Annotated in this window: 26 protein-coding genes; 17 read left to right on the top strand and 9 right to left on the bottom strand. The window is 62.9% G+C overall.

The genetic code is table 11. From position 1 onward, the window contains the following. Positions 1-3: 3 nt before the first annotated feature. Positions 4-684, top strand: a complete 681-nt coding sequence (locus AC1RBA_RS03220) for a DNA alkylation repair protein (RefSeq protein WP_492416545.1) — start codon at positions 4-6, stop codon at positions 682-684. Here the strand turns inward: AC1RBA_RS03220 and AC1RBA_RS03215 are convergent. After that, entirely contained in the window at positions 647-1,342 is a 696-nt protein-coding gene (locus AC1RBA_RS03215; protein ID WP_492416543.1) for a TetR/AcrR family transcriptional regulator, read from the bottom strand. The genes AC1RBA_RS03220 and AC1RBA_RS03215 overlap by 38 nt on opposite strands. A gap of 107 nt (positions 1,343-1,449) precedes the next feature. On the opposite strand from AC1RBA_RS03215, the gene AC1RBA_RS03210 reads away from it, so the two are divergent. After that, positions 1,450-2,154, top strand: coding sequence for a DAPG hydrolase family protein (locus tag AC1RBA_RS03210; RefSeq protein ID WP_492416541.1), 705 nt, complete (start codon positions 1,450-1,452; stop codon positions 2,152-2,154). A gap of 6 nt (positions 2,155-2,160) precedes the next feature. Here AC1RBA_RS03210 and AC1RBA_RS03205 read toward each other — a convergent pair whose 3' ends face one another. Then, complete coding sequence (locus tag AC1RBA_RS03205; protein ID WP_492416539.1) at positions 2,161-3,054, bottom strand: GNAT family N-acetyltransferase; 894 nt, start codon at positions 3,052-3,054, stop codon at positions 2,161-2,163. A gap of 167 nt (positions 3,055-3,221) precedes the next feature. Here AC1RBA_RS03205 and ypfJ point away from each other — a divergent pair, with 167 nt between their 5' ends. Then, the gene (gene ypfJ / locus AC1RBA_RS03200; RefSeq protein ID WP_121669549.1) at positions 3,222-4,115 is read left to right on the top strand and encodes a KPN_02809 family neutral zinc metallopeptidase; all 894 of its coding nucleotides are present in this window, start codon (positions 3,222-3,224) and stop codon (positions 4,113-4,115) included. A 44-nt stretch (positions 4,116-4,159) separates the two neighbouring features. Here the strand turns inward: ypfJ and AC1RBA_RS03195 are convergent, their stop codons facing one another. From AC1RBA_RS03195 to AC1RBA_RS03175, 5 genes are all read right to left on the bottom strand, one after another. Then, positions 4,160-5,239: a TIGR03118 family protein gene (locus AC1RBA_RS03195; protein WP_492416538.1), complete on the bottom strand. Its 1,080-nt coding sequence runs from the start codon at positions 5,237-5,239 to the stop codon at positions 4,160-4,162. A gap of 107 nt (positions 5,240-5,346) precedes the next feature. Further along, entirely contained in the window at positions 5,347-6,111 is a 765-nt protein-coding gene (locus tag AC1RBA_RS03190) for a substrate-binding periplasmic protein (RefSeq protein WP_070292299.1), read from the bottom strand. Further along, positions 6,111-6,977: a carboxylating nicotinate-nucleotide diphosphorylase gene (gene nadC, locus AC1RBA_RS03185; RefSeq protein ID WP_070218382.1), complete on the bottom strand. Its 867-nt coding sequence runs from the start codon at positions 6,975-6,977 to the stop codon at positions 6,111-6,113. The genes AC1RBA_RS03190 and nadC overlap by 1 nt, the downstream gene beginning before the upstream one ends. Next, positions 6,974-8,107, bottom strand: coding sequence for a quinolinate synthase NadA (gene nadA / locus AC1RBA_RS03180; RefSeq protein WP_070218383.1), 1,134 nt, complete (start codon positions 8,105-8,107; stop codon positions 6,974-6,976). The genes nadC and nadA overlap by 4 nt, the downstream gene beginning before the upstream one ends. A 210-nt stretch (positions 8,108-8,317) precedes the next feature. Continuing rightward, positions 8,318-9,916, bottom strand: a complete 1,599-nt coding sequence (locus AC1RBA_RS03175; protein ID WP_034756044.1) for an ABC-F family ATPase — start codon at positions 9,914-9,916, stop codon at positions 8,318-8,320. A gap of 210 nt (positions 9,917-10,126) precedes the next feature. Between AC1RBA_RS03175 and AC1RBA_RS03170 the strand changes: the two genes are divergently transcribed. From AC1RBA_RS03170 to AC1RBA_RS03160, 3 genes are all read left to right on the top strand, one after another. Further along, positions 10,127-10,675 carry a DUF2939 domain-containing protein gene (locus AC1RBA_RS03170; protein ID WP_492416535.1) on the top strand — a complete coding sequence of 183 codons (549 nt, stop codon included), beginning with the start codon at positions 10,127-10,129 and terminating at the stop codon, positions 10,673-10,675. Positions 10,676-10,749: 74 nt separating this feature from the next. Next, on the top strand, positions 10,750-11,421 hold the full coding sequence (locus AC1RBA_RS03165) for a hypothetical protein (protein ID WP_492416533.1): 672 nt from the start codon (positions 10,750-10,752) through the stop codon (positions 11,419-11,421). A 48-nt stretch (positions 11,422-11,469) separates the two neighbouring features. Then, a complete protein-coding gene (locus AC1RBA_RS03160) occupies positions 11,470-11,916 on the top strand; it encodes a GNAT family N-acetyltransferase (RefSeq protein ID WP_492416531.1) in 447 nt (148 codons plus the stop codon). Positions 11,917-11,975: 59 nt separating this feature from the next. Here AC1RBA_RS03160 and AC1RBA_RS03155 read toward each other — a convergent pair whose 3' ends face one another. Both AC1RBA_RS03155 and AC1RBA_RS03150 read right to left on the bottom strand, forming a co-directional pair. Beyond that, positions 11,976-12,668 carry a DUF3334 family protein gene (locus tag AC1RBA_RS03155; protein ID WP_070218387.1) on the bottom strand — a complete coding sequence of 231 codons (693 nt, stop codon included), beginning with the start codon at positions 12,666-12,668 and terminating at the stop codon, positions 11,976-11,978. Positions 12,669-12,974: 306 nt separating this feature from the next. Continuing rightward, a complete protein-coding gene (locus AC1RBA_RS03150) occupies positions 12,975-13,232 on the bottom strand; it encodes a DUF1488 family protein (protein WP_070218388.1) in 258 nt (85 codons plus the stop codon). A 294-nt stretch (positions 13,233-13,526) separates the two neighbouring features. On the opposite strand from AC1RBA_RS03150, the gene AC1RBA_RS03145 reads away from it, so the two are divergent. The 11 genes from AC1RBA_RS03145 to AC1RBA_RS03095 all read left to right on the top strand — a co-directional run bounded on the left by AC1RBA_RS03145 (position 13,527) and on the right by AC1RBA_RS03095 (position 21,241). Beyond that, the gene (locus AC1RBA_RS03145; RefSeq protein WP_492416529.1) at positions 13,527-13,844 is read left to right on the top strand and encodes a hypothetical protein; all 318 of its coding nucleotides are present in this window, start codon (positions 13,527-13,529) and stop codon (positions 13,842-13,844) included. A gap of 98 nt (positions 13,845-13,942) precedes the next feature. Continuing rightward, positions 13,943-15,637 (top strand): DUF6138 family protein, encoded by a 1,695-nt coding sequence (locus AC1RBA_RS03140; RefSeq protein ID WP_492416527.1) that lies wholly within the window; start codon positions 13,943-13,945, stop codon positions 15,635-15,637. A 111-nt stretch (positions 15,638-15,748) separates the two neighbouring features. Further along, a complete protein-coding gene (locus AC1RBA_RS03135) occupies positions 15,749-16,438 on the top strand; it encodes a hypothetical protein (RefSeq protein WP_070292293.1) in 690 nt (229 codons plus the stop codon). A 25-nt stretch (positions 16,439-16,463) separates the two neighbouring features. Then, the gene (locus AC1RBA_RS03130; protein WP_492416525.1) at positions 16,464-16,790 is read left to right on the top strand and encodes a hypothetical protein; all 327 of its coding nucleotides are present in this window, start codon (positions 16,464-16,466) and stop codon (positions 16,788-16,790) included. A gap of 106 nt (positions 16,791-16,896) precedes the next feature. Further along, positions 16,897-17,538 (top strand): hypothetical protein, encoded by a 642-nt coding sequence (locus AC1RBA_RS03125; RefSeq protein ID WP_492416523.1) that lies wholly within the window; start codon positions 16,897-16,899, stop codon positions 17,536-17,538. Positions 17,539-17,625: 87 nt separating this feature from the next. Next, positions 17,626-18,498: an alpha/beta hydrolase gene (locus AC1RBA_RS03120; protein WP_492416521.1), complete on the top strand. Its 873-nt coding sequence runs from the start codon at positions 17,626-17,628 to the stop codon at positions 18,496-18,498. A gap of 95 nt (positions 18,499-18,593) precedes the next feature. Further along, positions 18,594-19,448 carry an undecaprenyl-diphosphate phosphatase gene (locus tag AC1RBA_RS03115; RefSeq protein ID WP_492416519.1) on the top strand — a complete coding sequence of 285 codons (855 nt, stop codon included), beginning with the start codon at positions 18,594-18,596 and terminating at the stop codon, positions 19,446-19,448. Positions 19,449-19,507: 59 nt separating this feature from the next. Then, positions 19,508-20,077 (top strand): manganese efflux pump MntP, encoded by a 570-nt coding sequence (gene mntP, locus AC1RBA_RS03110; RefSeq protein WP_070218395.1) that lies wholly within the window; start codon positions 19,508-19,510, stop codon positions 20,075-20,077. Between the two features lie 95 nt (positions 20,078-20,172). Then, entirely contained in the window at positions 20,173-20,379 is a 207-nt protein-coding gene (locus AC1RBA_RS03105; protein ID WP_070300249.1) for a hypothetical protein, read from the top strand. Between the two features lie 237 nt (positions 20,380-20,616). Further along, on the top strand, positions 20,617-20,922 hold the full coding sequence (locus AC1RBA_RS03100) for a hypothetical protein (protein WP_070218397.1): 306 nt from the start codon (positions 20,617-20,619) through the stop codon (positions 20,920-20,922). Between the two features lie 73 nt (positions 20,923-20,995). Continuing rightward, positions 20,996-21,241 (top strand): hypothetical protein, encoded by a 246-nt coding sequence (locus AC1RBA_RS03095; protein ID WP_070218398.1) that lies wholly within the window; start codon positions 20,996-20,998, stop codon positions 21,239-21,241. Position 21,242: the final 1 nt, after the last annotated feature.

The raw sequence follows: 21,242 nt of genomic DNA, 5'->3' as shown, positions 1-21,242 counted from the left end.
GCCATGAATCTACATGCAGAATTGAAAGCCGCGCTGGAAGCGGCCGCCGAACCGGGCCGCGCAGCGCCCATGCAGGCGTACATGCGCGGCCAGTTCGTGTTCCTGGGCGTGGCGGCACCGCAGCGGCGGCTGGCCACCAGGGGCTTGCTGGCGGGCTTGAAAGGCGTGGGGGCCGAGGTGCTGCTGGAACATGCGCAACTACTGTGGCAGCAGCCAGAGCGCGAATACCAGCATGTGGCGCTCGACATGCTGGCCCTGCACCGGCGGCAACTGGGCGTCGAACACCTCCCCGCCCTGCTCGGCCTGGCGCGCCAGCGCGCGTGGTGGGACAGCGTCGACGGCATGGCGGGCATCGTGGGCGAGGTGCTGCAGGCGGAGCGCCAGCGCGGCGGCGATGGCCATGCGCACATGGATGGCGCCTTGCGCCACGAGGACCTCTGGCTGCGCCGCATCGCCATGCTGCACCAGCTGGGCTGGCGCGCCGACACGGATGCCGGCTGGCTGTTCGGCGCGGCGCTGGCGCTGGCCCACGAAGACGAGTTTTTCATCCGCAAGGCCATCGGCTGGGCCTTGCGCGATTACGCGCGCCACGCCCCGACAGAGGTGCTAGCGTTTGCCACAGAGCACCGCCAACGACTCTCTCCCCTCAGCTACCGCGAAGCGCTGAAGCACCAGCGACCTTGAACGACTGGCCGCCCAGCAATCGCAGCGCCGCGTCGATGCGGGGTGCCGCATCCCAGGCCGGCACGGGCGCCAGCAAGCCCAGCGCCATCTGCCGCAGCGGCTCGGCGATCACCATGGCCAGCAGCAAGCCGGCCAGTTCGTGCCCATCGTGCCCATCCTGCAGCACCAGATGGCCGCGCGCGGCCTGGCGCTGCAACCACTGGGTCAGCAAGGCCGTGCCCCGCTCGATGCCGTTGCGCTGATACACGGCCAGCAAATCGGCGCGGGCGGGAAACTCCGTGCACAGCAGACGGAACAGGCCCACGGCGTCCGCCGTCAGCACGCGCGCGGCCATCGCCTGCAAGACCTCCTTCAATAATGGCAGGACCTCGCCCGGCGCGGCCGCATCGTGCGCCATGGCGGGCAGGAACGCATCCGTCCAGCCGCGCACTACCAGGGCCACGAGTTCCTCGCGGTTGGCCGCATACTGATACAGCGACTTCTTTGCCATGCCCGCGTGGCGCGCCACCGCTTCCATGGTCGTGGCCGCATAGCCTTCATTCAGCAGCAGCCAGGTGGCCGCCTGCACGGCCGCATCGCGCGCCTCCTCGGGCGGACGCGCCGGACGGCCCCGTCCACGCACAGCCTTGCTCTCTGCCTTGCTCTCTTCTTCCTGCATGCCGGCTCCAAGCTTGATCGATGGGCAATTTTACACTGAAACACATTTAGGAAACGTTATTCGTTTCTTTAATATATAATTGGCTCACCCCAACAAAGGAGAACGACATGACGAGCTACACGCACAATGCATTCCCATGGAGCATCACCGGCACGGGCGACTTGCTCGACCCGTTCCCGCTGCACCTGGAAACGGGCATCACGCGCCTCGACGATGGTTGCCTGCTGGTGGCGGCGCGCACCGAGCTGCACGGCTGCAGCGGGCGCATGCTGGACTGGTGGTTTACGTTTTTCGAAACGACGCAGCACATCAAGTGGTGGCATCCGCACGACCACGTGGCCCATCACGGCTGGAACAATGCATGGAAAAAGGGAGAAAGCTATTACGGCGCCTCGATCGAGGCGGTGGAGTCGCTGGGCGATATTCCACCCGTGAAAGCCAAGCTGAAGTTCCATGATCCGAAGGAGGTCTTCGACCCGGTGCAGCTGCAGCAGGCAAGGGACAGCGGCGCCCTGTCGGCCGCCATCTGCGCCCGCATCGGCTTTGGCGATTACGTCGTGCTCGACCCGTACGGCGATCCGCTCGATGGCGAAATGCTGCACCTGACGCGAGACACGCCGACGGGCTGCGTGCTGCGCAGCCGCTTCTTGCTGGGCCGCAACAGCCTCAATCCCGTGCGCGACGTGCCCGACGTGCTGGGCCTGAATTTGCTGCGCCATTGCTACAGCGAATTTACCTATCTGTCGCGCTTTTTACCGTCGCTGTACTACGGCGAGCACGCCAATGGCGAAAAGGCGCCGCTGCCCTGGTAAAGAGCCTTACAGCCGCTTGTGCATGCGCGCCAGCGGCAGTTTGATCGCGTTGGGCAAGTCGAGGTGAAAATCTTCCGTGACGGAAAAGCCGCTGGCCAGGTACAACGGCACGCCGGGCAAGGTGGCGGCCAATTCCAGTGCCGTAAAACCCGCGGCCCGCGCCTGCCGTTCGCAATGGCGCATCAGCATGCTGCCCAGGCCCTGGCGCGCCGCGGCCGGTTCCACGAAGAAGGCGCGGATGCGGCCCGGCTGGCTGGCCGGATCGAGCAGCGGGTCCGGCCCGCTCTTCGCGCGGTCGGCACCGTACAGGGTGGCGCGCCGGCTCCAGCCGCCGCAGGCCAGCATGACGCCATCGCGTTCGATGACGAAATACGTGCGGTCGGCAACGAGCTGCGTATCGACGCCGAACACGTGGCGCGTCACGGCCTCGGCCTGTTCCAATGTATAGAATCCCGCGCTCAGCGCCACGCCGGAACGGGCGATCAGCGCATTCATTGCAGGCACGTCGGCCGGCAGCGCCACGCGCAGGCGCGTCAACGCGCCAAAGCTGAACCAGGCACGGCGGATGCGGCCCCGCTCCACCTCATAGGTCGCCACCAATTCCTGTGCCGAGACCCCATCGTCCGTGTCGCCATGGACGATTTCATGATCGATCACCAGCTTGCCGCAGGCGATGCGGTTGAGCAACTGCGCCCGGGGCCGGCTTGCCGCGAAACGGGCCGCGAAACGGGGGCCGATCTGCGCGCTGCCCGTGGCCAGCAAGGTATCGGGGTGCTGGAATTGCTTTGCGTCATCGGCGTAAATGGCCAGCAAGGCGGCCACGTCGTGGGCATTATAGGCGTCCAGTTGGGCCTGGACCACCGCCGTGGGCAAAATGCGTGTATCGTTGGCAAGCGCCATGCGTGTACCTGTTGTGGAGTCGATGGAAAGTTGCAAAGGGTAACATTGTCGCACCTGTCGCGGCGTCGTTTACTGCGATAATAACAAGATTCGTCGCAAGTGGCATATTGAGGCGTCATCCATCAACCGTAGAGCGCAATCGCACAAGCACAGCAGGAGTAAATATCATGAAATGGGAAGGCAATCGCGAAAGCGACAATGTGGAAGACCGCCGTGGCGAAGATGGCGGCGGGGGCGGCGGTGGGGGCGGCTTTGGTTTTGGCGGGCGCTCGATCGGCATCGGCACCATCGTCATCGCCCTCGTCGGCTCGTATGTGCTGGGCGTCAATCCCCTGACCCTGCTCAACCTGCTCAGCGGCGGTGGCGGCCAGGTCAGCACCCAGCAAAGCCAGGCCCCGGCGCGCCAGCCGCCCGAATCGGACGAGATGGCCCGCTTCGTGAAAACCGTGCTGGCCGATACGGAAGACACCTGGGGCGCCCTGTTCAAGGCCGAAGGCGGCAGCTATGTGAAGCCCAAGCTGGTGCTGTTTTCCGGGAGCATCCCGACGGCCTGCGGCACGGGCCAGAGCGCCAGCGGGCCCTTCTATTGCCCCGGCGACCAGAAAGTCTATCTGGACCTCGACTTCTTCAATCTGATGCAACAGCGCTTCAAGGTCTCGGGCGAGTTTGCCGAGGCCTACGTGATCGCGCATGAGGTGGGCCACCACGTGCAGAACCTGATGGGCTTGTCCGAGAAGGTCGACAATGCGCGCCGCACGGCCTCCGAACGCCAGGCCAACGCCATGTCCGTGCGCCTGGAATTGCAGGCCGATTGCTTTGCCGGCGTGTGGGCATTTCACGCGAACCAGGACCGCAAGATCCTGGAACAGGGCGACGTGGAAGCGGCCCTGAAAGCGGCCACGGCCATTGGCGATGATGCGCTGCAGCGCCAGTCGCAAGGCCATGTCGTGCCGGACTCATTTACGCACGGCACCTCTGAGCAGCGCGTGCGCTGGTTCAGCAAGGGCATCGAGAGCGGCCAGATTGCCCAGTGCAATACGTTCGAGGCACGCCAGCTGTAAAGATCGCCCCCGTGCCGCCCTGCGCGCGCACGGGGAAGTTGCTTCTACTTCAAATCGATGCGCCCGTATTGCCCATGCGTCTCGTCATCCGGCCCGGCCGCATAGAACAGCGTATTGACGGGCTGGCTGTTGAGGCCATTGCCGAAGGCGATGCCCCACAAGCCATCGATCGTCAGCGGCGTGCCATCGGTCTTGAGCAGCACGCCAGCGGCGGTACCCGTGTCGGGGTCATAGGCATTGATCTTGCCATCGCCAAAATTCCCTATCAACAACATATTGCTGGCCGTGCCGAAATCGGCGGGCGCCAGTGCCATGCCCCATGGCGCATTCAGGGCGCCGCCGCTCACCAGCCGCTTGATCAGTGTGCCGCCCGTGTCATACACGTTCACGATACCGAGGCCGGCGCCGGCCTCTTCATCGTCGCCGCTGGCTTCCCGCTTCGCGTAGGCGACATAGATGCGCTCGCCAATGGCCTGGATGCCGAACGGCGCATAGCCGGCCGGCAAGCCGGGGTCGCCGAATGCGCCAGGCAGGGCGACCCTGGCGAAGCCGGCATCGAAGACGTCGACGCGCCCGTTGTGGAAATCGGCCGCATACAGGTAATTGGCGCCCGCATAGCGCGAAATGGCCAGGCCCTTGTAGACGCTGCCGCCCGCGCTGCCGTCGAACACGACCAGGGCCGTCGTCGGGCTGACCGTGGGCGACCAGGCGGAAATAGTCCCGCTTTCGCTGGCGAAGATGAAGGGGCTGGGCGCCGTCACGCCGTTCTGGCTCAGCTTGAAGTCCTGCGTGCCGTTGAAGACGATGCCCGTGGGCCCTGCCGGCGTGCCGACCACCAGCGATTGCGGCACGCCGTTGCCATCGTACAAAGTGGACTTCGCCGTGCCATTCGCGGCCACCCAGACGAAACCGCGCGGGTTGAAGGCCACGCCCCAGGCGTTGACGAGGTTGGGGTCCGTGTGCGCGGCCGGCACGGCGGGCGTGTCCGACACCAGGCTGGTGGCCGCATAGGCGCTCACGGCCGGTGGATGGTGATGATGGCCGCCGCCGCAGGCAAACAGGGCCGCGGCCAGCGCGATGACGAAACCGGTGCAGATCAGTTGCTTGATGCGGTGCGTATCCATGGCATTCCCCTCGGCGTGATGGGCAGTATCGTGCTGCCTGCTTTCAGGGTAGAACCGGGCCATGGAGCATGCTTGAGGCGTGTCAAGCGCGGCAAAGATAGCCAGTGTCAGGGTATGCTGACGTCGTAGCGCTTGCCCAGTCGTTTCAATTCGCCCGTCTCGATCAGGTTATTCAGTTCCTGGTCGAACTGCAGCCGCAGCCTGTCGAAAGCGGGTGAGCGTGGATAGGCAAAATAGCCGTTTTGCAGTTCGATGATTCTGGGCAGCGGTTTCACCTGGCGGCCATAGCCGAGACGGGCGATGACGGGGTCGGTATTGCGGCGGTTGCTGATGAACACGTCGACGTGGCTGTGCACCAGCATCTTCAAGCCATTTTCCACATTGTTGGCCACGCTGACCTGCAGGCCGGGCCGCACGCGCTCCCAGTCCGCGCCATAGGCCCAGCCATTGAGCAGCACCACCCTGCGGTTCTTCAGTGCCGCGTAATCGCCATCCCAGCCGAAACTGGCGTCCTGGCGCGTATAAAAGACCATCTGGTCCTGGTAGAACGGCTTGTCGGAAAACGCCATGCTGGCGATGCGCTCGGGCGTCTTGTAGGGACCGATGAGGATATCGGCCTGGCCCTGCACCAGCATGGCTTGCGCGCGCGCCCACGGCACCATGCGAAAACGCACGGTGTTACCCGTGCGCGCCGCCATCACGCGCAGCAGTTCCGCGCCCAGGCCGCCGTATTCGCCGCTGTCCTGATATTCGAACACGCGTTCGAACTGCGCACCCACGGCCAACAGCTCGCGCGCCGGCGCCGGCAAAGGCACGGCAAACGCCGGCCACAGCAGCGCCAAGGCCAGCAGGCGCCGCCCCGCTCTTCTCATCAGCCGACGATGCGCAAAGAGTAATCGGTGGCCCGCACGTCCTTCGTCAGGCTGCCGATCGAGATGCGGTCCACACCCGTTTCGGCGATGGCGCGCACGGTGTCGAAGTTAATGCCGCCCGACGCTTCGAGCAAGGCGCGGCCGTTGGTGAGGGCCACGGCCTCGCGCATCATGTCGTTGCTGAAGTTATCGAGCAAGACGGAGACGGCGCCCGCGTCCAAGGCTTCCTGCAATTGCGCCAGGGTTTCCACCTCAATCTGCACGGGCACGCCCGCATCGAGGTTGCGCGCGTTTTCCAGGGCTTGGCTGACGCCGCCTGCCGCCGCGATATGGTTTTCCTTGATCAAGATGCCGTCGTACAGGGCCAGGCGCTGGTTCTTGCCGCCGCCAACGCGCACCGCATACTTTTGCGCCAGGCGCAGGCCCGGCAAGGTCTTGCGCGTGTCCAGGATGGACGCCTTGGTGCCGGCGATCACATCGACATACCGGCGCGTCGCCGTGGCGACGGCCGACAGCAGCTGCAGGAAATTGAGGGCGCTGCGCTCGGCCGTGAGCAAGGCGCGCGCCGGCGCTTCAATCGTGCAGACGACGCTGTCGGCCGTCATCATGTCGCCTTCGGCGTAATGCCAAACGATGTCGATGCTGCGGTCCAGGCTTTTCATGATGCCTTCGAACCACGGCGCGCCGCACAGCACGGCCGCTTCGCGCACGATGACACGGGCCGTGACGATGTGGTCGGGCGGCACGAGCTCGCCCGTCAGGTCGCACTGGCCCACGTCTTCCAGCAAGGCGGCCAGCAGATTGCCCTCGAACGCGCGCGCCAGGGCCGGATCGAAGGGAGCGAAAGAATTAACGAGGGTACTCATGCTGGACCGATTCCTTGGAACAATGTGGTTTCTTTTGCCAGGTCTGCGCCCGGCTTGAGGCCCGCCTTCTTGGCGGCGGCGAAGTCGAGCATGCGATTGATCGAACGCACGGCCAGCTGGCCGACGGCGGGATCGACGTGGATTTCGTTGTGCATGTTTTCCAGCGTTTGCGCCAGGTTCAGCAAGCCGTTCATGGCCATCCACGGGCAATGCGCGCAGCTTTTACAGGTGGCGCTGTTGCCGGCCGTGGGCGCTTCGATGAAGCGTTTACCTGGCGCGGCCGCGCGCATCTTGTGCAGGATGCCGTTGTCGGTGGCGACAATGAACGTGTCCGTGTCCATGGTTTGCGCTGCCGCAATCATTTGCGACGTCGAGCCCACCATGTCGGCCAGGGCCACCACGTTGGCGGGCGACTCCGGATGCACGAGCACCTTGGCTTGCGGATACTCTTCCTTGAGCAAATCGAGTTCGATGCCCTTGAATTCGTCGTGCACGAGGCAGCTGCCTTGCCACAGCAGCATGTCGGCGCCCGTTTCCTTCTGGATGTAGGAACCCAGGTGCTTGTCGGGCGCCCACAGGATTTTCTTGCCCTGCGCATGCAGGTGGGCAACGATGTCGAGGCCGATCGACGACGTCACCATCCAGTCCGCGCGCGCCTTGACGGCCGCGCTGGTGTTGGCGTAAACGACGACCGTGCGGTCCGGATGGGCATCGCAGAAGGCCGTGAATTCATCGACCGGGCAGCCGAGGTCGAGCGAGCAAGTCGCGTCGAGGTCGGGCATCAGGACGGTTTTTTCGGGACTGAGGATCTTTGCCGTTTCGCCCATGAAGCGCACGCCGGCCACGACGAGGGTCTTGGCCGGATGGTCGCGCCCGAAACGGGCCATTTCCAGCGAGTCGGAGACACAGCCGCCCGTGGCTTCGGCCAGGTCTTGCAGGTCGGCATCTACGTAATAGTGGGCAACGAGCACGGCTTCGCGCTCGATCAGCAGGCGCTTGATGCGCGTGATCAGTTCGGCTTTTTCAGCCGGGGACGGCGTCGCTGGCGTGCGTGCCCAGGCGTGGGCAGTGCAGCTGGCTCCGTCTTGTGGATGTTCGTACTCGACGGATTTGATGGCTAAAGTTTGCATGGCTGTGTCAAACAAAAACGGGATAGACCGGCACGATTGCAATGAAGCAGGTGCGCCGGAACGAATGAACCGCGGCGCGTCGGTGTGGTGCTCGGTGGTTTGCCTTGTAATGTCGGATTACGCTACGCTAATCCGACCTACATGGCCTGCCTACTAGCGTAGGTCGGATTAGCGCACAGCGCGTAATCCGACCCAACGTGAGCGTACCAATTAATCGATACCCTGGCTCTTGAGGTAATCCTCGTAATTGCCGCGGTAATCGACCACTTCATCTTCCTTGATTTCGATGATGCGGTTGGCCAGCGAGGACACGAATTCGCGGTCATGCGACACGAAGATCAGGGTGCCCGCGTATTTTTCCAGCGCGATGTTCAAGGATTCGATCGATTCCATGTCCATGTGGTTGGTCGGCTCATCGAGCATCAGCACGTTGTGGCGGCCCAGCATCAGCTTGCCGTACATCATGCGGCCCTTTTCACCACCGGACAGTACCTTGACGGCCTTCTTGACATCGTCGCCGCCGAACAGCAAGCGGCCCAGGATGGAACGCACGGCCTGGTCGTCGTCGCCCTCTTTCGTCCACTGGCCGATCCAGTCGGTCAGGTTCGTGTCTTTGGCGAAATCTTCCGTCGGATCTTGCGGCATGTAGCCGACGTTGGCGTTTTCCGCCCACTTCACGCGGCCCTGGTCTGGCTGCAGGCCGGCGATGTCGCCCGCGATGCAGCGCAGCATGGTGGTCTTGCCGGCGCCATTGGCGCCGATGATGGCGATGCGCTCGCCCGCTTCGACCATGATGCTGAAGTTCTTGAACAGCTGGCGATCAAAACCTTTCGAGATGTTCTCGACTTCCACGGCCAGACGGTGCAATTTCTTTTCGCCGTCGAAGCGCACGAACGGGTAGGCGCGCGACGATGGCTTGATGTCGTCGACCTTGATCTTTTCGATCTGCTTGGCGCGCGACGTCGCCTGGCGGGCCTTCGATTTGTTGGCGGCGAAGCGGCGCACGAATTCCTGCAGTTCCGCAACCTTGTCTTTCGCTTTCGCGTTGTTGGCCAGCTGCTGGTTGCGCGCCTGCGTCGAGGCGAACATGTATTCGTCGTAGTTGCCCGGATAAATCTTCAGGGTGCCGTAATCCATGTCGGCCACGTGGGTGCAGACCTGGTTCAGGAAGTGGCGATCATGGGAAATGATGATCATGGTGGAGTTGCGCTCGTTGAGCACGTCTTCCAGCCAGCGAATCGTGTTGATGTCCAGATTATTCGTCGGCTCGTCGAGCAGCAGGATGTCCGGATTCGAGAACAGCGCCTGCGCCAGCAGCACGCGCAGCTTCCAGCCTGGCGAGACATTGCTCATCGGGCCTTGATGCAGGTCAATGGCGACACCGGCGCCCAGCAGCAGTTCGCCGGCGCGCGATTCGGCCGTGTAGCCGTCGTATTCGGACACTTTGCCTTCCAGCTCGGCCGCCTGCATGTAGTCGTCGTCCGTCGCTTCCGGGTTCGCGTAGATCGCGTCGCGTTGCTGGATGGCGGCCCACATTTCCGTGTGGCCCATCATGACCACGTCGAGCACGCGCATGTCTTCAAACGCGAACTGGTCCTGGCGCAGCTTGCCCAGGCGCTCGTTGGTGTCGAGCATGACGTTGCCGCCGGATGGGTCCAGGTCGCCGCCCAGGATTTTCATGAACGTCGACTTGCCGCAGCCGTTGGCGCCGATCAAGCCATAGCGGTTGCCGTCGCCGAACTTGACGGAGATATTCTCAAACAATGGCTTGGCGCCAAACTGCATCGTAATATTTGCTGTAGAGAGCATGTGATATTGGGTCTTTATTCAGTTAAAACAGCTAGTTAAATACTTTTCTCCCATTATACAGCACCCACCCTCATCACTCTATAGCGGTCCGCCTAGGGCGACCGGAGCACATGTGGAGAAATAATGGCAAGAAAATATGATTGCCGTATTTTAATTTAACGGATACGCTGCGGGGCATCCGTTTCCACACCTCCATCTCACAGGCTTCACTTGAAAAAAATCACCATCGCCGCGGCCGTGGCCGCCATTGCCATCGCCGCCACCGTCTACGCGTCGCCGTACTATGCCTTGCACCAGATCAAGACCGCCCTGGCCGAGCGCAATGCCGAGGCCCTGGCCGGACACGTGGACTTCCCCGCCCTGCGCGCCAGCGTCAAGACGCAGCTGGAGGCGAGCATGGCGCGCAGCATCGCGGCGACCGCCGGCAGCGATAACCCGCTGGCCGCGCTGGGCCAGTCGATCGCCGGCGCCATGCTGGGCAAGATGGTCGATGCCATGGTCTCGCCCGCAGGTGTCGTCGCGCTGGTCAACAAGAGCGCCGTCAGCCCGCAAGCGGGAGCCGCAGGCGACGCGGACGCACCCGCCGATGGCGCCCGGAAAAAAGCCGCGTATTCCGCAGGCTATGCCGGCCTGAACACCTTCGTCGTGCGCGCACAAGACGGCAATGCGCAGGACGGCGCACTGGTCCTGCAGCGCCATGGCGTGTGGGGCTGGAAACTGAGTTCGATCGAGATTGCGTCGGCGATGGCCGCACGTTAAAGGAAAGGAACGCGCATGCGCAGGCGATCTGAGACACAATGCGTGTCATTTTGCCTCGGATTGCAGGAAATTTCATGCTGAAACATACGGCTTTATCGCTGGCAATGGCCCTGGCCTGCGCCACGCCATTGGCCCACGGCCTCGATGGCACAGCCGGGAGCAGCCACTCCGTTGCCTCGCGCATGCAGGCGGAAACGTCCAGCGCGGCCGACCCCGACGCCCCCGCGCCACTGCCCGTGCCCAGCGATATCTCGCTGGCCGAACTGGAGCGCCGCCTGGCGCTGGGCCAGGCGCAAACCGCCGAAAAACACTATGCCAGCGCGCTCGATCCGGCCGTGCTGAGTACCTTGGCGCAGCAGATGGGGTGCCACGATATCGCCGGCGTGCATCCGTTCGGCTTGCCGCTCGATCAAGCGCAGCCCACCGTGCTGAGCGGCGCCCACCTGCTGGCGCGCTGCCCGGACCGCGCTTACGTGACGATCACGGCGATGTCGATGGCGGGCAAGGCGGGCAAGCGCGCCTCCCTCAACCCGCAGACGTTCAGGCACACGGTCGATGGCCGGCCCGCGCGGCGCCTGTATTACAAGGCGCCCAACGGCCGCCAGAAGGAATCGCTGACCATCATCGATGGCAGCTATGCGTATGCGCTCGAATACTGGTCGCTCGATGACAGCCAGCACAGCGGCATGGTGGGCATGCGCCGCATGGAAACATTGACGTTGCCGCAACAAGACGGGCAAAAATAGCCGAAATACTGTATATTCATACAGTTATCAGCTATTTTCCTGCCCGCCATGCCCGCCAACCCGCAGCACGCCTTGCCCTACACCATTTCCGTCAGCGCCACGATCGATGCGGAGGTCGAGCAAACCATCCTCGACGGCTTGAACGCCTACAACGATGCGATCACGGGATACCAGGACAGGCAGGTGTTGAGCGTGGTCGTGCGCGACCGCGACAGCCAGCGCGTGCTGGGCGGCGCCATGGGCCGAACCTCGCTGGGCCTGCTGTTTCTCGATTTGTTTTATTTGCCCGCCGCCTTGCGGGGGCTGGGACTGGGCAGCCAGGTACTGGCGCAGTTCGAGGAGGAAGGCCGCCGGCGCGGCTGCGCCTCGGCGGTGCTGTACACCATCAGTTTCCAGGCGCCCGAATTTTACGAGCGCCGCGGCTGGCGCCGCTTCGGCGACATCGCCTGCAGTCCCGAAGGCACGAGCCGTATCTTCATGAGCAAGACCTTGTAGGCTGTCAACGGCAGCGGCCGGCGGCAAACCGGCCGCCAGCCGCTCTCCGATACCGCTGCTTACATGCCCAGCGATTTGAGCAGGTCGGCGTTGTCGTCGTCTTCCGGTTCCGCCGCAGGCGCCGGGGCGGCGTCGCGTTCGCGGTTCGCATACTCGCTATCCATCAGCGAATCGGCGTCGATTTCGCGCGAATCGAAATCGTGCAGTTTGATGAACTCGGTACGGTCGATCGCCAGTTCCAGATAGAAAATATTATTCTTTTCCGTATAGAAAGTGACGCGGCGCATTTCCGGGCGGTCCAGCGGCGTGTCGACGCTGAGCATCACCTGCTTGTTCAGCACCAGCATCTTCGGCTGGCTCTGGGTGATGTTCGTTTGCAGCTCGCGCCGCACCTTGCCCGTGAAGTCGCCGACGATCTGGTTCATCAGTTCGCCCATGATGTTCGACACTTCGTCCGACGTGTAGAAGCTGGCCAGCTCCGACTTCGGCATACCCATGTGCAACATGTAGCGCTCGTAGATTTCCATCGCCGTATCGGCGGCAAAATTGAGCACCACCAGGCCCGTGAAACCGCCATCGAACATCACGAAGCAGCCGATGTCGGGCTTGAGGCCCGTCTTGGTGATGCGCTGCACCATGCCCGAATAATTGACCTTGCTTTGTGTTGCCACGTTGAGCACCCGAACCACCGAGTTGCACAAACTCATCAACAAATCTTCTGTACCGTACACAACATCCTTTTCTGCATCCATGAGCAACCTCTCCTACTATTTTAAAGATGACAGCACTGTTCCCTGCCCGCCGCGAGCCGAAACATGACCGTTTCGCTCAGCAAGCGGACGACTTCACCTTTGCATGCCTGACCTTGCGTGGCAGTGCGCGCCGCGATGCCGCCGGCCCGAACCGCCCTCTTACCTTTTTCTGTATAGAAATAAGTATCAGATGCGCAGAATACCGAGATGTAACATTTCCGTCCAGCCATACCTGCATTTACTTGACGATCTGTGCGGAAATACCATAGCTGGCCAGGACACGGGTGCAGGCAGAAGAAATAGTAACTAAAAATCAAGTGCGCGCAAGACCACGCTGCTGACCAGCAGATCGCGGCTCAGGTAAGCGAAGGCGCGCTGGCCGATGCGCAGGCGGTGGCTGTCAAAGATGTCCAGCAAGTTGCCGCCCTGCTCCTGGTCCAGGCTATGCAAGGCCGTCACGGTGATGCGGCAGGTCTTTTCCGCCCCGAAGACGGACAAATGGAAGCGAATGGCATCGCCCGCCGGCTCGAGCGCGATGCTGTCGCGCAGGATTTCATAGGGCATGGGCTGGCATCCCGCTGTGCGTATGGTCCGCCGCCCCCCGGCACCACCTGACTGACGGAATGGCTGAACAACGACGCTCAAGCTCGGCGCGGTTTTCTGCTAGGAATAAATGCATCATGACGTGTACGGCAATCTCAATGATCAATAACAAGCAAGCGTAGCGCGACGGCTCGTCAACTACCGTCTGTTACCGTACATATTCAACCGCGCGCCTGCCTTGGGGCCGTGCGGCGCACGTCCCGGCCCTCCCCCTGTGCTATTGTCGTCAGGTACATCACCAGGCAGGAGCCATGCATGAGCAACATCGTTACCAGCGTCTCGTTCCGCTACATCGATCCGCGCCACAAGGAACCGGGCCCCAGCCGGGAATTCATCAACCAGAACATTCTGCTGCCGCCGGGCGCCCATCTGCCGCGCATGGGCGAAGCGATCGAACTCATGCACTGGGACTTGAACCGCGACATGAAATCCGGCGTGTATTCGGTCCTGTTTATCCACACGCGCATCGCCTTGTTTGATGGCAATGACAAGCCATCGGGCTGGCACACCACGATCACCGTGGGCCCGCAGTCCGACGAGATCGACCCGCGCTTCCTCACCGCGCCCTCCTGACAGCCGTGCGGCCCTTGTTGCGGCCAGGCCCGACCACCTAAAATAGTGCTTTATATTAAACATGATCGTGACGGCAGCCGGTGGCACCGTCACGTGCAATGCAGGGAAAGACGACGATACAGATGAGCAATCTTGCAGAGCAGGCAACACAAGAAATGACGGCGGCAATCGCAGCGTGGTTTGCCGAGCGCCTCAAGCGTACCGACCTGGAAGCCGCCGTGAAGCGGACCACCTTGCAAATGGGCGTTTTTAACGATTTCCTGCTCGACTACAAGCCGGGACGCACCACGGCCGACGATTTCCATCTGGCCGAGGCCGATGATGTCGCACCGAGGACGCCTTCGCGCCTCGACGAAGCCGTCGTGCGCGACACCATCGCGCCCCGGCTGGCAGCGCTCGTGCGGGCGAAGCTGGAAACACTGGCCGACACGCCCCTGATCGACTACCGCTTCAGCTTTCGCGGCAAATTCCAGACGGCGCAGGGCATGCTGCACCTGAACCTGCTCGAGTATGTCAACGCAGGCAAGCGCACAAGCTTGCTGGAAAACATACGCGCGTATGTCACGCAAAAGCTCGAGCATGGCAACCGCCCGACGAAAAAGCTGGAAACCTTCTTCCTGGCGCGCCACCTGCTCGATCCCCACCTGTTTCCCCAACCCGATATCGCCTGGACAATCGCCCAATTCGAGCGCATCGAGCAGCTGAACAAGTCGCGCCCGCAAGCGCTGGCCGAACACCGCAGCGATATCATCCAGGCCGTGTCGGCGTGGGCGGAAAAACAGTTCCTGCCGCAGTTCTATGACGTGCAGCAATCGAGCTACCGCAGCACCGAATACACCTTGAAGGCGGGCGCGGCGCTTGACAAGCAGGCGCTGGCGTCCATCGACCTGCTGCTGTATGGCGCCGTGATGATCTTGCGCCACGAACCGAGCTACGCCAAGTCGACGGGCGTCAAATTCCTCGACATCGCGCGCGAACTGGGCAGCGAACGGGCCGTGCGCATGCTCAAGGAAGGCAGCGGCACCTTCGCGCCCGACGCCGTCCACCTGAAAAATGCGCAGCTGGAATGCCGCGCCAACGATGTGTTTGCCACGATCAGCATCGCGATAGCCCGGGAAGAGGAAGAGGCGTATGCGCAGGCGCTGGCCTTCATCACGCATTTGCTCATCAACGGTTTCCCGAAAAGCTACCAGATCAAGCTCAAGTCCAAGGTCAAGGCATACTTGCCGATCAAGGGCCTGGCGAAATCCGATACGCACCGCTTCTTTGCCAACGCCCTCGCCTATCCCGCCCTGCAGCCGCAGCTGGAAGCGTATGCGCGCGCCGCCATCGAGCAATTCGAATTCTATGCGGACACGGAAGGCGAAAAGAATTGCATGCCCGGCAGCTACGCCACGTTCGGCCTGGGCCTGCTCGATGCGCGTTATTTTCCGCTGGTGCAGTACTACATGGCCAACGTCGACGAGGAACACCAGTCCGTGCAGGACCAGTTCACGGCGGCCTTTGCCGAAAAGCATGGCGTGACGCGCGATTCCGCTCCCGTGCTGGCCGCGTGCCTGCGCGCCTGCACGGACAACGCAAAGATCAAGATCCAGGCGGAACTGGAAGAGGTGGAGAAACTGGAACTGTTCTGCCAGCAACTGCAAGGGCTGGAAGGCTATCTGGTCGAGCACATGCTGTATCCCATCTGGGGCAAGCTGGAAAAACTGGCTACCCTGGCGCGCAAGGCGCAAGGCCGGCGCAAGGAACTGCTGCTGGCCTTACTGGAAGCGGCCAGCAAGGCGGACGCCTGAGGTGCGCAAGCTTCCGTGCGCAACGTTATGACTTTTACCATCTATAATGCGCGCGCCATAGTTGCCATAAAGCATTTTTTGGCGCCTGACATTGAATCGTGGAGAAAATACATGCACCAAACATTAGCAACATCGCGCACTGCCCTGCTGGCGGCAGCCTTGGCCGCCGCCATGGCGTTGGCCCAGCCCGCCATCGCTGCGGAAACCGCCGTGGAACTGGCGCCCGTCGATGTGGCCAACCTGTACATCAAGACCATCATCAACCATGATGAAGCGAGCGTCGCCCAGCTCAATGCCTACCTGCGCCCCACGCGCCTGGCGGGCCAGCAATCCGCCGAATATGCGTCGTACAGCGGCTTGAAGGAAACGGATGCAATATTCCCTGCAAAAACGGGCAAGCTGATCGCCGACCTGTTCCCTGCCGCCATGCGCGCGGCCGTGACGCCAGCCGCCGAACAGCTGGCCGCCAATGTCATCGCCGCCATGAATGGCGCCGCGTGCCAGGCCACCAAGGCGGCCCCCGTGACGGTGGAAAACGGCATGCAGACGGCTGCCGTCAGCTTCGAATGCCAGGTCGTCAAGGTGCCCGTGGCATGGGCGCCTGCCGCCCAGCAACTGGCGAAGAGCGGCTGCAAGGTCGAGCAATGCAAGGCCGGCCTGCAAAAGATCGCCGCCACCTACACGAGTTCGCCGAAGCAGACGTGGCGCGCCGTGTTCGCCGTCAGCCGCGAAAAGAACTCGGAAGCCTGGCGCAACGATTTCGCCCGCGAAACCTTCGATGAAATCTGGGAATACCTGTAATCCCGACCTCGTTTAGAATGGCTGGATGGAAAAATTGACACCGGTACCACAGCCTGCGGGCCTGGCCTTGCTGCGCTTGATCGACCCCGACCATGTGGAAGGCGCGGTGGTCGCGCAAGCACTGGCGCAAGACTTGCCTGCCCTGCACGCCAGGCAATTGCTGGCGCTGCTGCGCCGGCTGCGTGCCGCGCAATCGAATCAGCAGGATTATGCGGGCGCCAGCCCGGCGCAGGCCGAACAGCAGTTCGGCGCCGCCATCGCCGCCGTCAAGGCGGAGCTGGCCACGCGCCCGCACATTCCCAACAAGCAGGAAGCCAAGGCCCTGCGCCAGACGGCGGCAAAGAGGCGCTGAACGAGGCGCAAGCCGCCCGCCAGCAAGGCCGTTTCGTGTGGGCAAGGACGCCAGCCCCCTCCTATAATCGGAGACTCTCCTGTTTCCGCTCTTGAAAGGCATCCCCATGTCCACACGATTTTCCCGCCACGTAGCCGGCTGCGCCATCCTTGCCGTCGGCGGCCTGGCCGCCATGCAGGCGGCCCATGCCCTGGAGACGGGCCCCATCGACGCGCGTGCCGTGTGGCAGGAACGCTCGCTGTCAACCTGCCGCAGCGGGCAATCGCACTCCGCGCCCGACGTCTGCATGTTGCGCACCATGCAGCGTACCGGTGCGCACCCGCAAGCCATCGCCGCCGCCAGGATGCTGGTCAAGGCAAACAAGGCGGGCTTTATCTCGGCCTGGCGCCCGCTGGGCAAGGCGGCCCTGGCCACCGTCACCTATCCGTTCCGCGCCAACACGAATGAAGGCACCCTGCTGATCGGCAGCGATGGCGCCGCCATCGACGTCGACGAGGACTCCGTGCGCGAGGAAGACCGCGCCACACCGGCCTGGCGCGCGTTTGCCGCCGCCCACCCAGACTCTGTCCCGTTCGCCCCCGCCGACTTTATTGGCAGCACGGCGACCGCCGATGGCGGCCAGAGCGTGCTCTTTTCCACGCCCATGATCACCTGCCACGCCTGCGCCGAGGATGGCGCGCTGCTGGTTGCCTACACGATCGACAAGGCGGGGATCGTGCGCGAGCGCAAACTCTTGACGATCAAGTAAGACTGCCTCAAAGATAAGATAGAATTGCTTGGTGGCATGTCTATACGCGTACATGCCATCCATCCAACTTATTTATCACGGGAAAACATGCGCCGCTCTTGCCTTGCACTGCACCTCACCGCCGCCCTGCTGCTGTCCAGCTCTGTCCACCTCGCCACTGCCGCGCCCGCCGCTACGGCTAACGCTGCCGCCAGCGCGGCCACGCCGCTCGTCATCGGCGAAAGTTTCACGATCGACTCGCAGGCGCTGAAGGAACGGCGCCACATCAATGTGTATGTGGCGCGCGCCTGGGATACGCCGCCCGACGCGCCCCTGCCCGTGCTGTACATGCCGGACGGCGGCGTGGCCGAAGACTTTCTGCACGTGGCCGGCTTGCTGCAGGTGTCGGTAGCCAACGGCACGATGCGCCCGTTCATGCTGGTCGGCATGCAAAACACGCAGCGCCGGCGCGACCTGACGGGGCCGACCGATAATGCGCAAGACCGCAAGATCGCGCCCGTCGTGGGCGGTTCGCCAGCCTACCGGGCCTTCATCCGCGATGAACTGATGCCGGAAGTCAAACGCCGCTACCGCACGACGGGCGAGACGGCCATTGTCGGCGAATCGCTGGCGGGCCTGTTCGTGGTGGAAACATACCTGCTGGAACCGCAGCTGTTCGACCACTACCTGGCCTTCGACCCCAGCCTGTGGTGGAACCAGGGCGCGCTGCCGCGCCAGGCGGCGGCGCTGCTGGCCAAGGGCAAGCCGGGCAAGCACAGCCTGTACCTGGCGTCCAGCAGCGAAGCGGGCATCGCCATCGAAGTGCAGCGCCTGTCCGACGTGCTGCAAAAGCAGGCGCCGCCCGGCTTGCAATGGCACGTGGAAAAGATGCCGGAAGAGACCCATGGCACGGTTTACCATCCCGCAGCCTTGAAGGCTTTCCGCAGCGTCTTCAAGCCGCAAGAACCGGCCAGGCAGTAAGACATGGACAAACTGTAATCTGGTGAGGGGCTCATCCGCAGGGTCGGGCGGGTAAAATCGGCGGCCCTGCTTTTCCCGCCTGAGTCCCGTCCACCATGAGCTTTTTGCAATTATTTATCCTTTCCATCGTCCAGGGCTTCGCCGAGCTGCTGCCCGTGTCCAGTTCCGCCCACGTCATCATGGCGGAAAAATGGATGGGGCTGGATCCCACGTTGCCCGAACTGACCATGCTGCTGGTAATGCTGCATACCGGCACCATGTTCGCCGTCATCGTGTATTTCTGGGCATCCTGGCGCGCCACGTATTTCAGTTCGGCCAGCGCCTTCCGACGCAATGTCCTGCTGCTCGCGGCCGCCACGGCCCTGACGGGCATCGTCGGCTTCGGCTTGCTCAAGGGCATCACCCATGTCATGAGCAAGGATGCACCCGGTTTTGAAATCGAGCACCTGTTTGGCAACGCGAAACTGATGGCCGCCGCGCTGGCCGCCGCCGGCGTGCTGATCATTGTGTCATCGCGCCTGCAGGCGCGCCAGCATGGCACCTTGTCCATCGGCAAGGCGATGGTGATCGGCGCCGTGCAAGGCCTGTGCCTGCCCTTCCGCGGCTTTTCCCGCTCGGGCGCCACCATTTCCGCCGGCATCGCCATGGGCGTGCCGCAGCGCCGCGCCGAGGAATTCAGCTTTGCCCTCGCCGTCGTGCTGACGCCGGCCGTGCTGGTCAAGGAAGGCTGGCGCTTCTACCAGGCCGTGGCAAATGGCAGCCTGGATCATCTGGAACACGGCAACAGCCTGCTGCATTTGCTCGGCCCCAGCCTGCTGGGCATGCTGCTGTCGTTCCTGGCTGGCTTGCTGGCCTTGCGCTGGCTGTCGCGCTGGCTGGAACAGGGCCGCTGGCATTTCTTTGGCGCGTATTGCCTGCTGGCCTCTGCCGTGGTGCTGTACGTAGGGTAAAATCGCCGGGTTTGTCATTTGTCACTACCATCCCAGCCAGGTTTTACAGAAAGCCAACGATGAATTTCGCCGCCACCGCCGCCCTCTCCCTCGCCATGTCCACCGATGCCTTCGCGGCTGCCGTCGGCAAGGGCGCAGCCCTGCACAAGCCGCAATGGCGCGAGGCGCTGCGCACGGGGCTGATCTTCGGCGTCATCGAGGCGATCACGCCCATCATCGGCTGGGCCCTGGGCAGCGTGGCAGCGCCCTACGTGGAAGCGTGGGATCACTGGATCGCCTTCAGCCTGCTGGGCATCATCGGCCTGTTGATGATACGCAATGCCCTGTCCGACGCCGACGAGGAAGAAGCCCCCGCGCAATCGCACTCGTTCTGGGTGCTGGCCGTCACGGGCCTGGCGACCAGCATCGATGCCATGGTCGTGGGTGCGGGCCTGGCCTTGCTGGGCGCCAATATCGTCGTCACGGCGGCCGCCATCGGCTTTTCTACCTTCGTCATGGTGACCCTGGGCGTGATGCTGGGCCGCGTGCTGGGCACGGTAGCGGGCCGGCGCGCCGAACTGGTGGGCGGCCTGGTACTGATCGTCATCGGCTGCGTGATCTTGTACGAGCATATCGGCCACCCGGCCTGAAGCCCGGGCGCGCACGGCACAAGCGCCGGCGTGGACGGCAGCGCGCTTTGTGCTACATTCAATGCTCTGCATTCCTGTCTCGCAAGGTGACCATCATGGAAACTATTGAGCTGCTTTTTGCCGCGCTGGTGCGCGAAACGGCCGAATCGATACGCGACCACCACGTCCCTTTTGCCATCAAACACGATGAGCGCGCGTATTTCGAGTGGATGGATGGGCACCCGATCCATGGCTATATTCAGGAAGCGTATCGCGAGATCGAGGAAACAGCCCAGCAGATCCGCGCCATTCGCGCTGGGTGATGACGGCTGGCAAAATCGGCTGCGCGGGGCGCTTTGCGGCCTGCGATGCTCACCGTACTTATGTACGGTTGCGCTTCTTAGCCACAAATCGCCGCCGCTCGCTTCGATTTTGCCAGCCGTCGTGACGTGCGTTGGATCGTGGTCAAGAATTGGGGCATTGATCGAGATCAAACACTCTGCCGTTCGATACGCGTGGCATGGTCTGGCCCATGACAATCAGGTCTGGAGGCGGCAAACATGGATCAGCAACAAAAACACCAGATCCGGGGCTATGAATTTCATGTGGCGGGGGCGCTGGAGAAGGATGGGCGCTACCGGGGCATGATTTTGATCAGCAAGCGCGGCGATACCCTGCAGGTGTACGCCAAGCCCGTGCTGATAGAAACGCCGAGCAGTTTCAAGTCCGTGCATGCGGCCTTGATCGAGGCATCGGCGTATGCCCAGGAACTCATCTATAACGGCGCCATCAAGGCGCTGCTGCCGGCCGACGGGCCGCTGGCCGGAAAACAGGCGCCGCAGCCGCCGGATTTCGTCGGCAACTGACGCCGGCAAGCGCATCCGGCCATCCAGGGTGGCGCGTATAATGACGCGCTTTCCCGGATGAAAAATCAACACCATGGAATTTGTGAATTTACCGCTCGTCTTCCTGGTCGGCTGCGCGCTGATCGCCTTGCTGGCCAAAAAGAATGGCTATTCGTGGTACCTGTTTTTCTTCGCGATTGCCGTGCCCGCTCCCCTGTTGCTGCTGGCTTTGCCCCATGTGCTGGGCGTGGAGGCCGCGTCGCTGACCTCCGTACGGCTGGGCACCGTCCTGCTGTTCCCGCTAGCAGGCTTGCTGCTGGCCATGCGGGGCAAGCGCTAAG

The sequence above is a fragment of the Janthinobacterium sp. GW823-FHT03B06 genome (assembly GCF_058796955.1).
The sequence above is the reverse complement of the archived record's forward strand: the minus strand, read 5'-3'. Positions and strand labels throughout refer to the sequence as shown.

Excerpts from the sequence above, each read along its gene's own strand:
- AC1RBA_RS03150 (WP_070218388.1), bottom strand. The coding sequence starts at position 13,232 with ATGCCCTATGAAATCCTGCGCGACAGCATCGCGCTCGAGCCGGCGGGC.
- AC1RBA_RS03100 (WP_070218397.1), top strand. The coding sequence starts at position 20,617 with ATGGATCAGCAACAAAAACACCAGATCCGGGGCTATGAATTTCATGTG.
- AC1RBA_RS03190 (WP_070292299.1), bottom strand. The coding sequence starts at position 6,111 with ATGAGAAGAGCGGGGCGGCGCCTGCTGGCCTTGGCGCTGCTGTGGCCG.
- AC1RBA_RS03210 (WP_492416541.1), top strand. The coding sequence starts at position 1,450 with ATGACGAGCTACACGCACAATGCATTCCCATGGAGCATCACCGGCACG.
- AC1RBA_RS03125 (WP_492416523.1), top strand. The coding sequence starts at position 16,897 with ATGTCCACACGATTTTCCCGCCACGTAGCCGGCTGCGCCATCCTTGCC.
- AC1RBA_RS03165 (WP_492416533.1), top strand. The coding sequence starts at position 10,750 with ATGCTGAAACATACGGCTTTATCGCTGGCAATGGCCCTGGCCTGCGCC.
- AC1RBA_RS03195 (WP_492416538.1), bottom strand. The coding sequence starts at position 5,239 with ATGGATACGCACCGCATCAAGCAACTGATCTGCACCGGTTTCGTCATC.
- AC1RBA_RS03160 (WP_492416531.1), top strand. The coding sequence starts at position 11,470 with ATGCCCGCCAACCCGCAGCACGCCTTGCCCTACACCATTTCCGTCAGC.
- AC1RBA_RS03215 (WP_492416543.1), bottom strand. The coding sequence starts at position 1,342 with ATGCAGGAAGAAGAGAGCAAGGCAGAGAGCAAGGCTGTGCGTGGACGG.
- AC1RBA_RS03175 (WP_034756044.1), bottom strand. The coding sequence starts at position 9,916 with ATGCTCTCTACAGCAAATATTACGATGCAGTTTGGCGCCAAGCCATTG.
- AC1RBA_RS03105 (WP_070300249.1), top strand. The coding sequence starts at position 20,173 with ATGGAAACTATTGAGCTGCTTTTTGCCGCGCTGGTGCGCGAAACGGCC.
- AC1RBA_RS03115 (WP_492416519.1), top strand. The coding sequence starts at position 18,594 with ATGAGCTTTTTGCAATTATTTATCCTTTCCATCGTCCAGGGCTTCGCC.
- AC1RBA_RS03155 (WP_070218387.1), bottom strand. The coding sequence starts at position 12,668 with ATGGATGCAGAAAAGGATGTTGTGTACGGTACAGAAGATTTGTTGATG.
- nadC (WP_070218382.1), bottom strand. The coding sequence starts at position 6,977 with ATGAGTACCCTCGTTAATTCTTTCGCTCCCTTCGATCCGGCCCTGGCG.
- AC1RBA_RS03135 (WP_070292293.1), top strand. The coding sequence starts at position 15,749 with ATGCACCAAACATTAGCAACATCGCGCACTGCCCTGCTGGCGGCAGCC.
- nadA (WP_070218383.1), bottom strand. The coding sequence starts at position 8,107 with ATGCAAACTTTAGCCATCAAATCCGTCGAGTACGAACATCCACAAGAC.
- AC1RBA_RS03220 (WP_492416545.1), top strand. The coding sequence starts at position 4 with ATGAATCTACATGCAGAATTGAAAGCCGCGCTGGAAGCGGCCGCCGAA.
- ypfJ (WP_121669549.1), top strand. The coding sequence starts at position 3,222 with ATGAAATGGGAAGGCAATCGCGAAAGCGACAATGTGGAAGACCGCCGT.
- mntP (WP_070218395.1), top strand. The coding sequence starts at position 19,508 with ATGAATTTCGCCGCCACCGCCGCCCTCTCCCTCGCCATGTCCACCGAT.
- AC1RBA_RS03120 (WP_492416521.1), top strand. The coding sequence starts at position 17,626 with ATGCGCCGCTCTTGCCTTGCACTGCACCTCACCGCCGCCCTGCTGCTG.
- AC1RBA_RS03095 (WP_070218398.1), top strand. The coding sequence starts at position 20,996 with ATGGAATTTGTGAATTTACCGCTCGTCTTCCTGGTCGGCTGCGCGCTG.
- AC1RBA_RS03140 (WP_492416527.1), top strand. The coding sequence starts at position 13,943 with ATGCAGGGAAAGACGACGATACAGATGAGCAATCTTGCAGAGCAGGCA.
- AC1RBA_RS03130 (WP_492416525.1), top strand. The coding sequence starts at position 16,464 with ATGGAAAAATTGACACCGGTACCACAGCCTGCGGGCCTGGCCTTGCTG.
- AC1RBA_RS03205 (WP_492416539.1), bottom strand. The coding sequence starts at position 3,054 with ATGGCGCTTGCCAACGATACACGCATTTTGCCCACGGCGGTGGTCCAG.
- AC1RBA_RS03145 (WP_492416529.1), top strand. The coding sequence starts at position 13,527 with ATGAGCAACATCGTTACCAGCGTCTCGTTCCGCTACATCGATCCGCGC.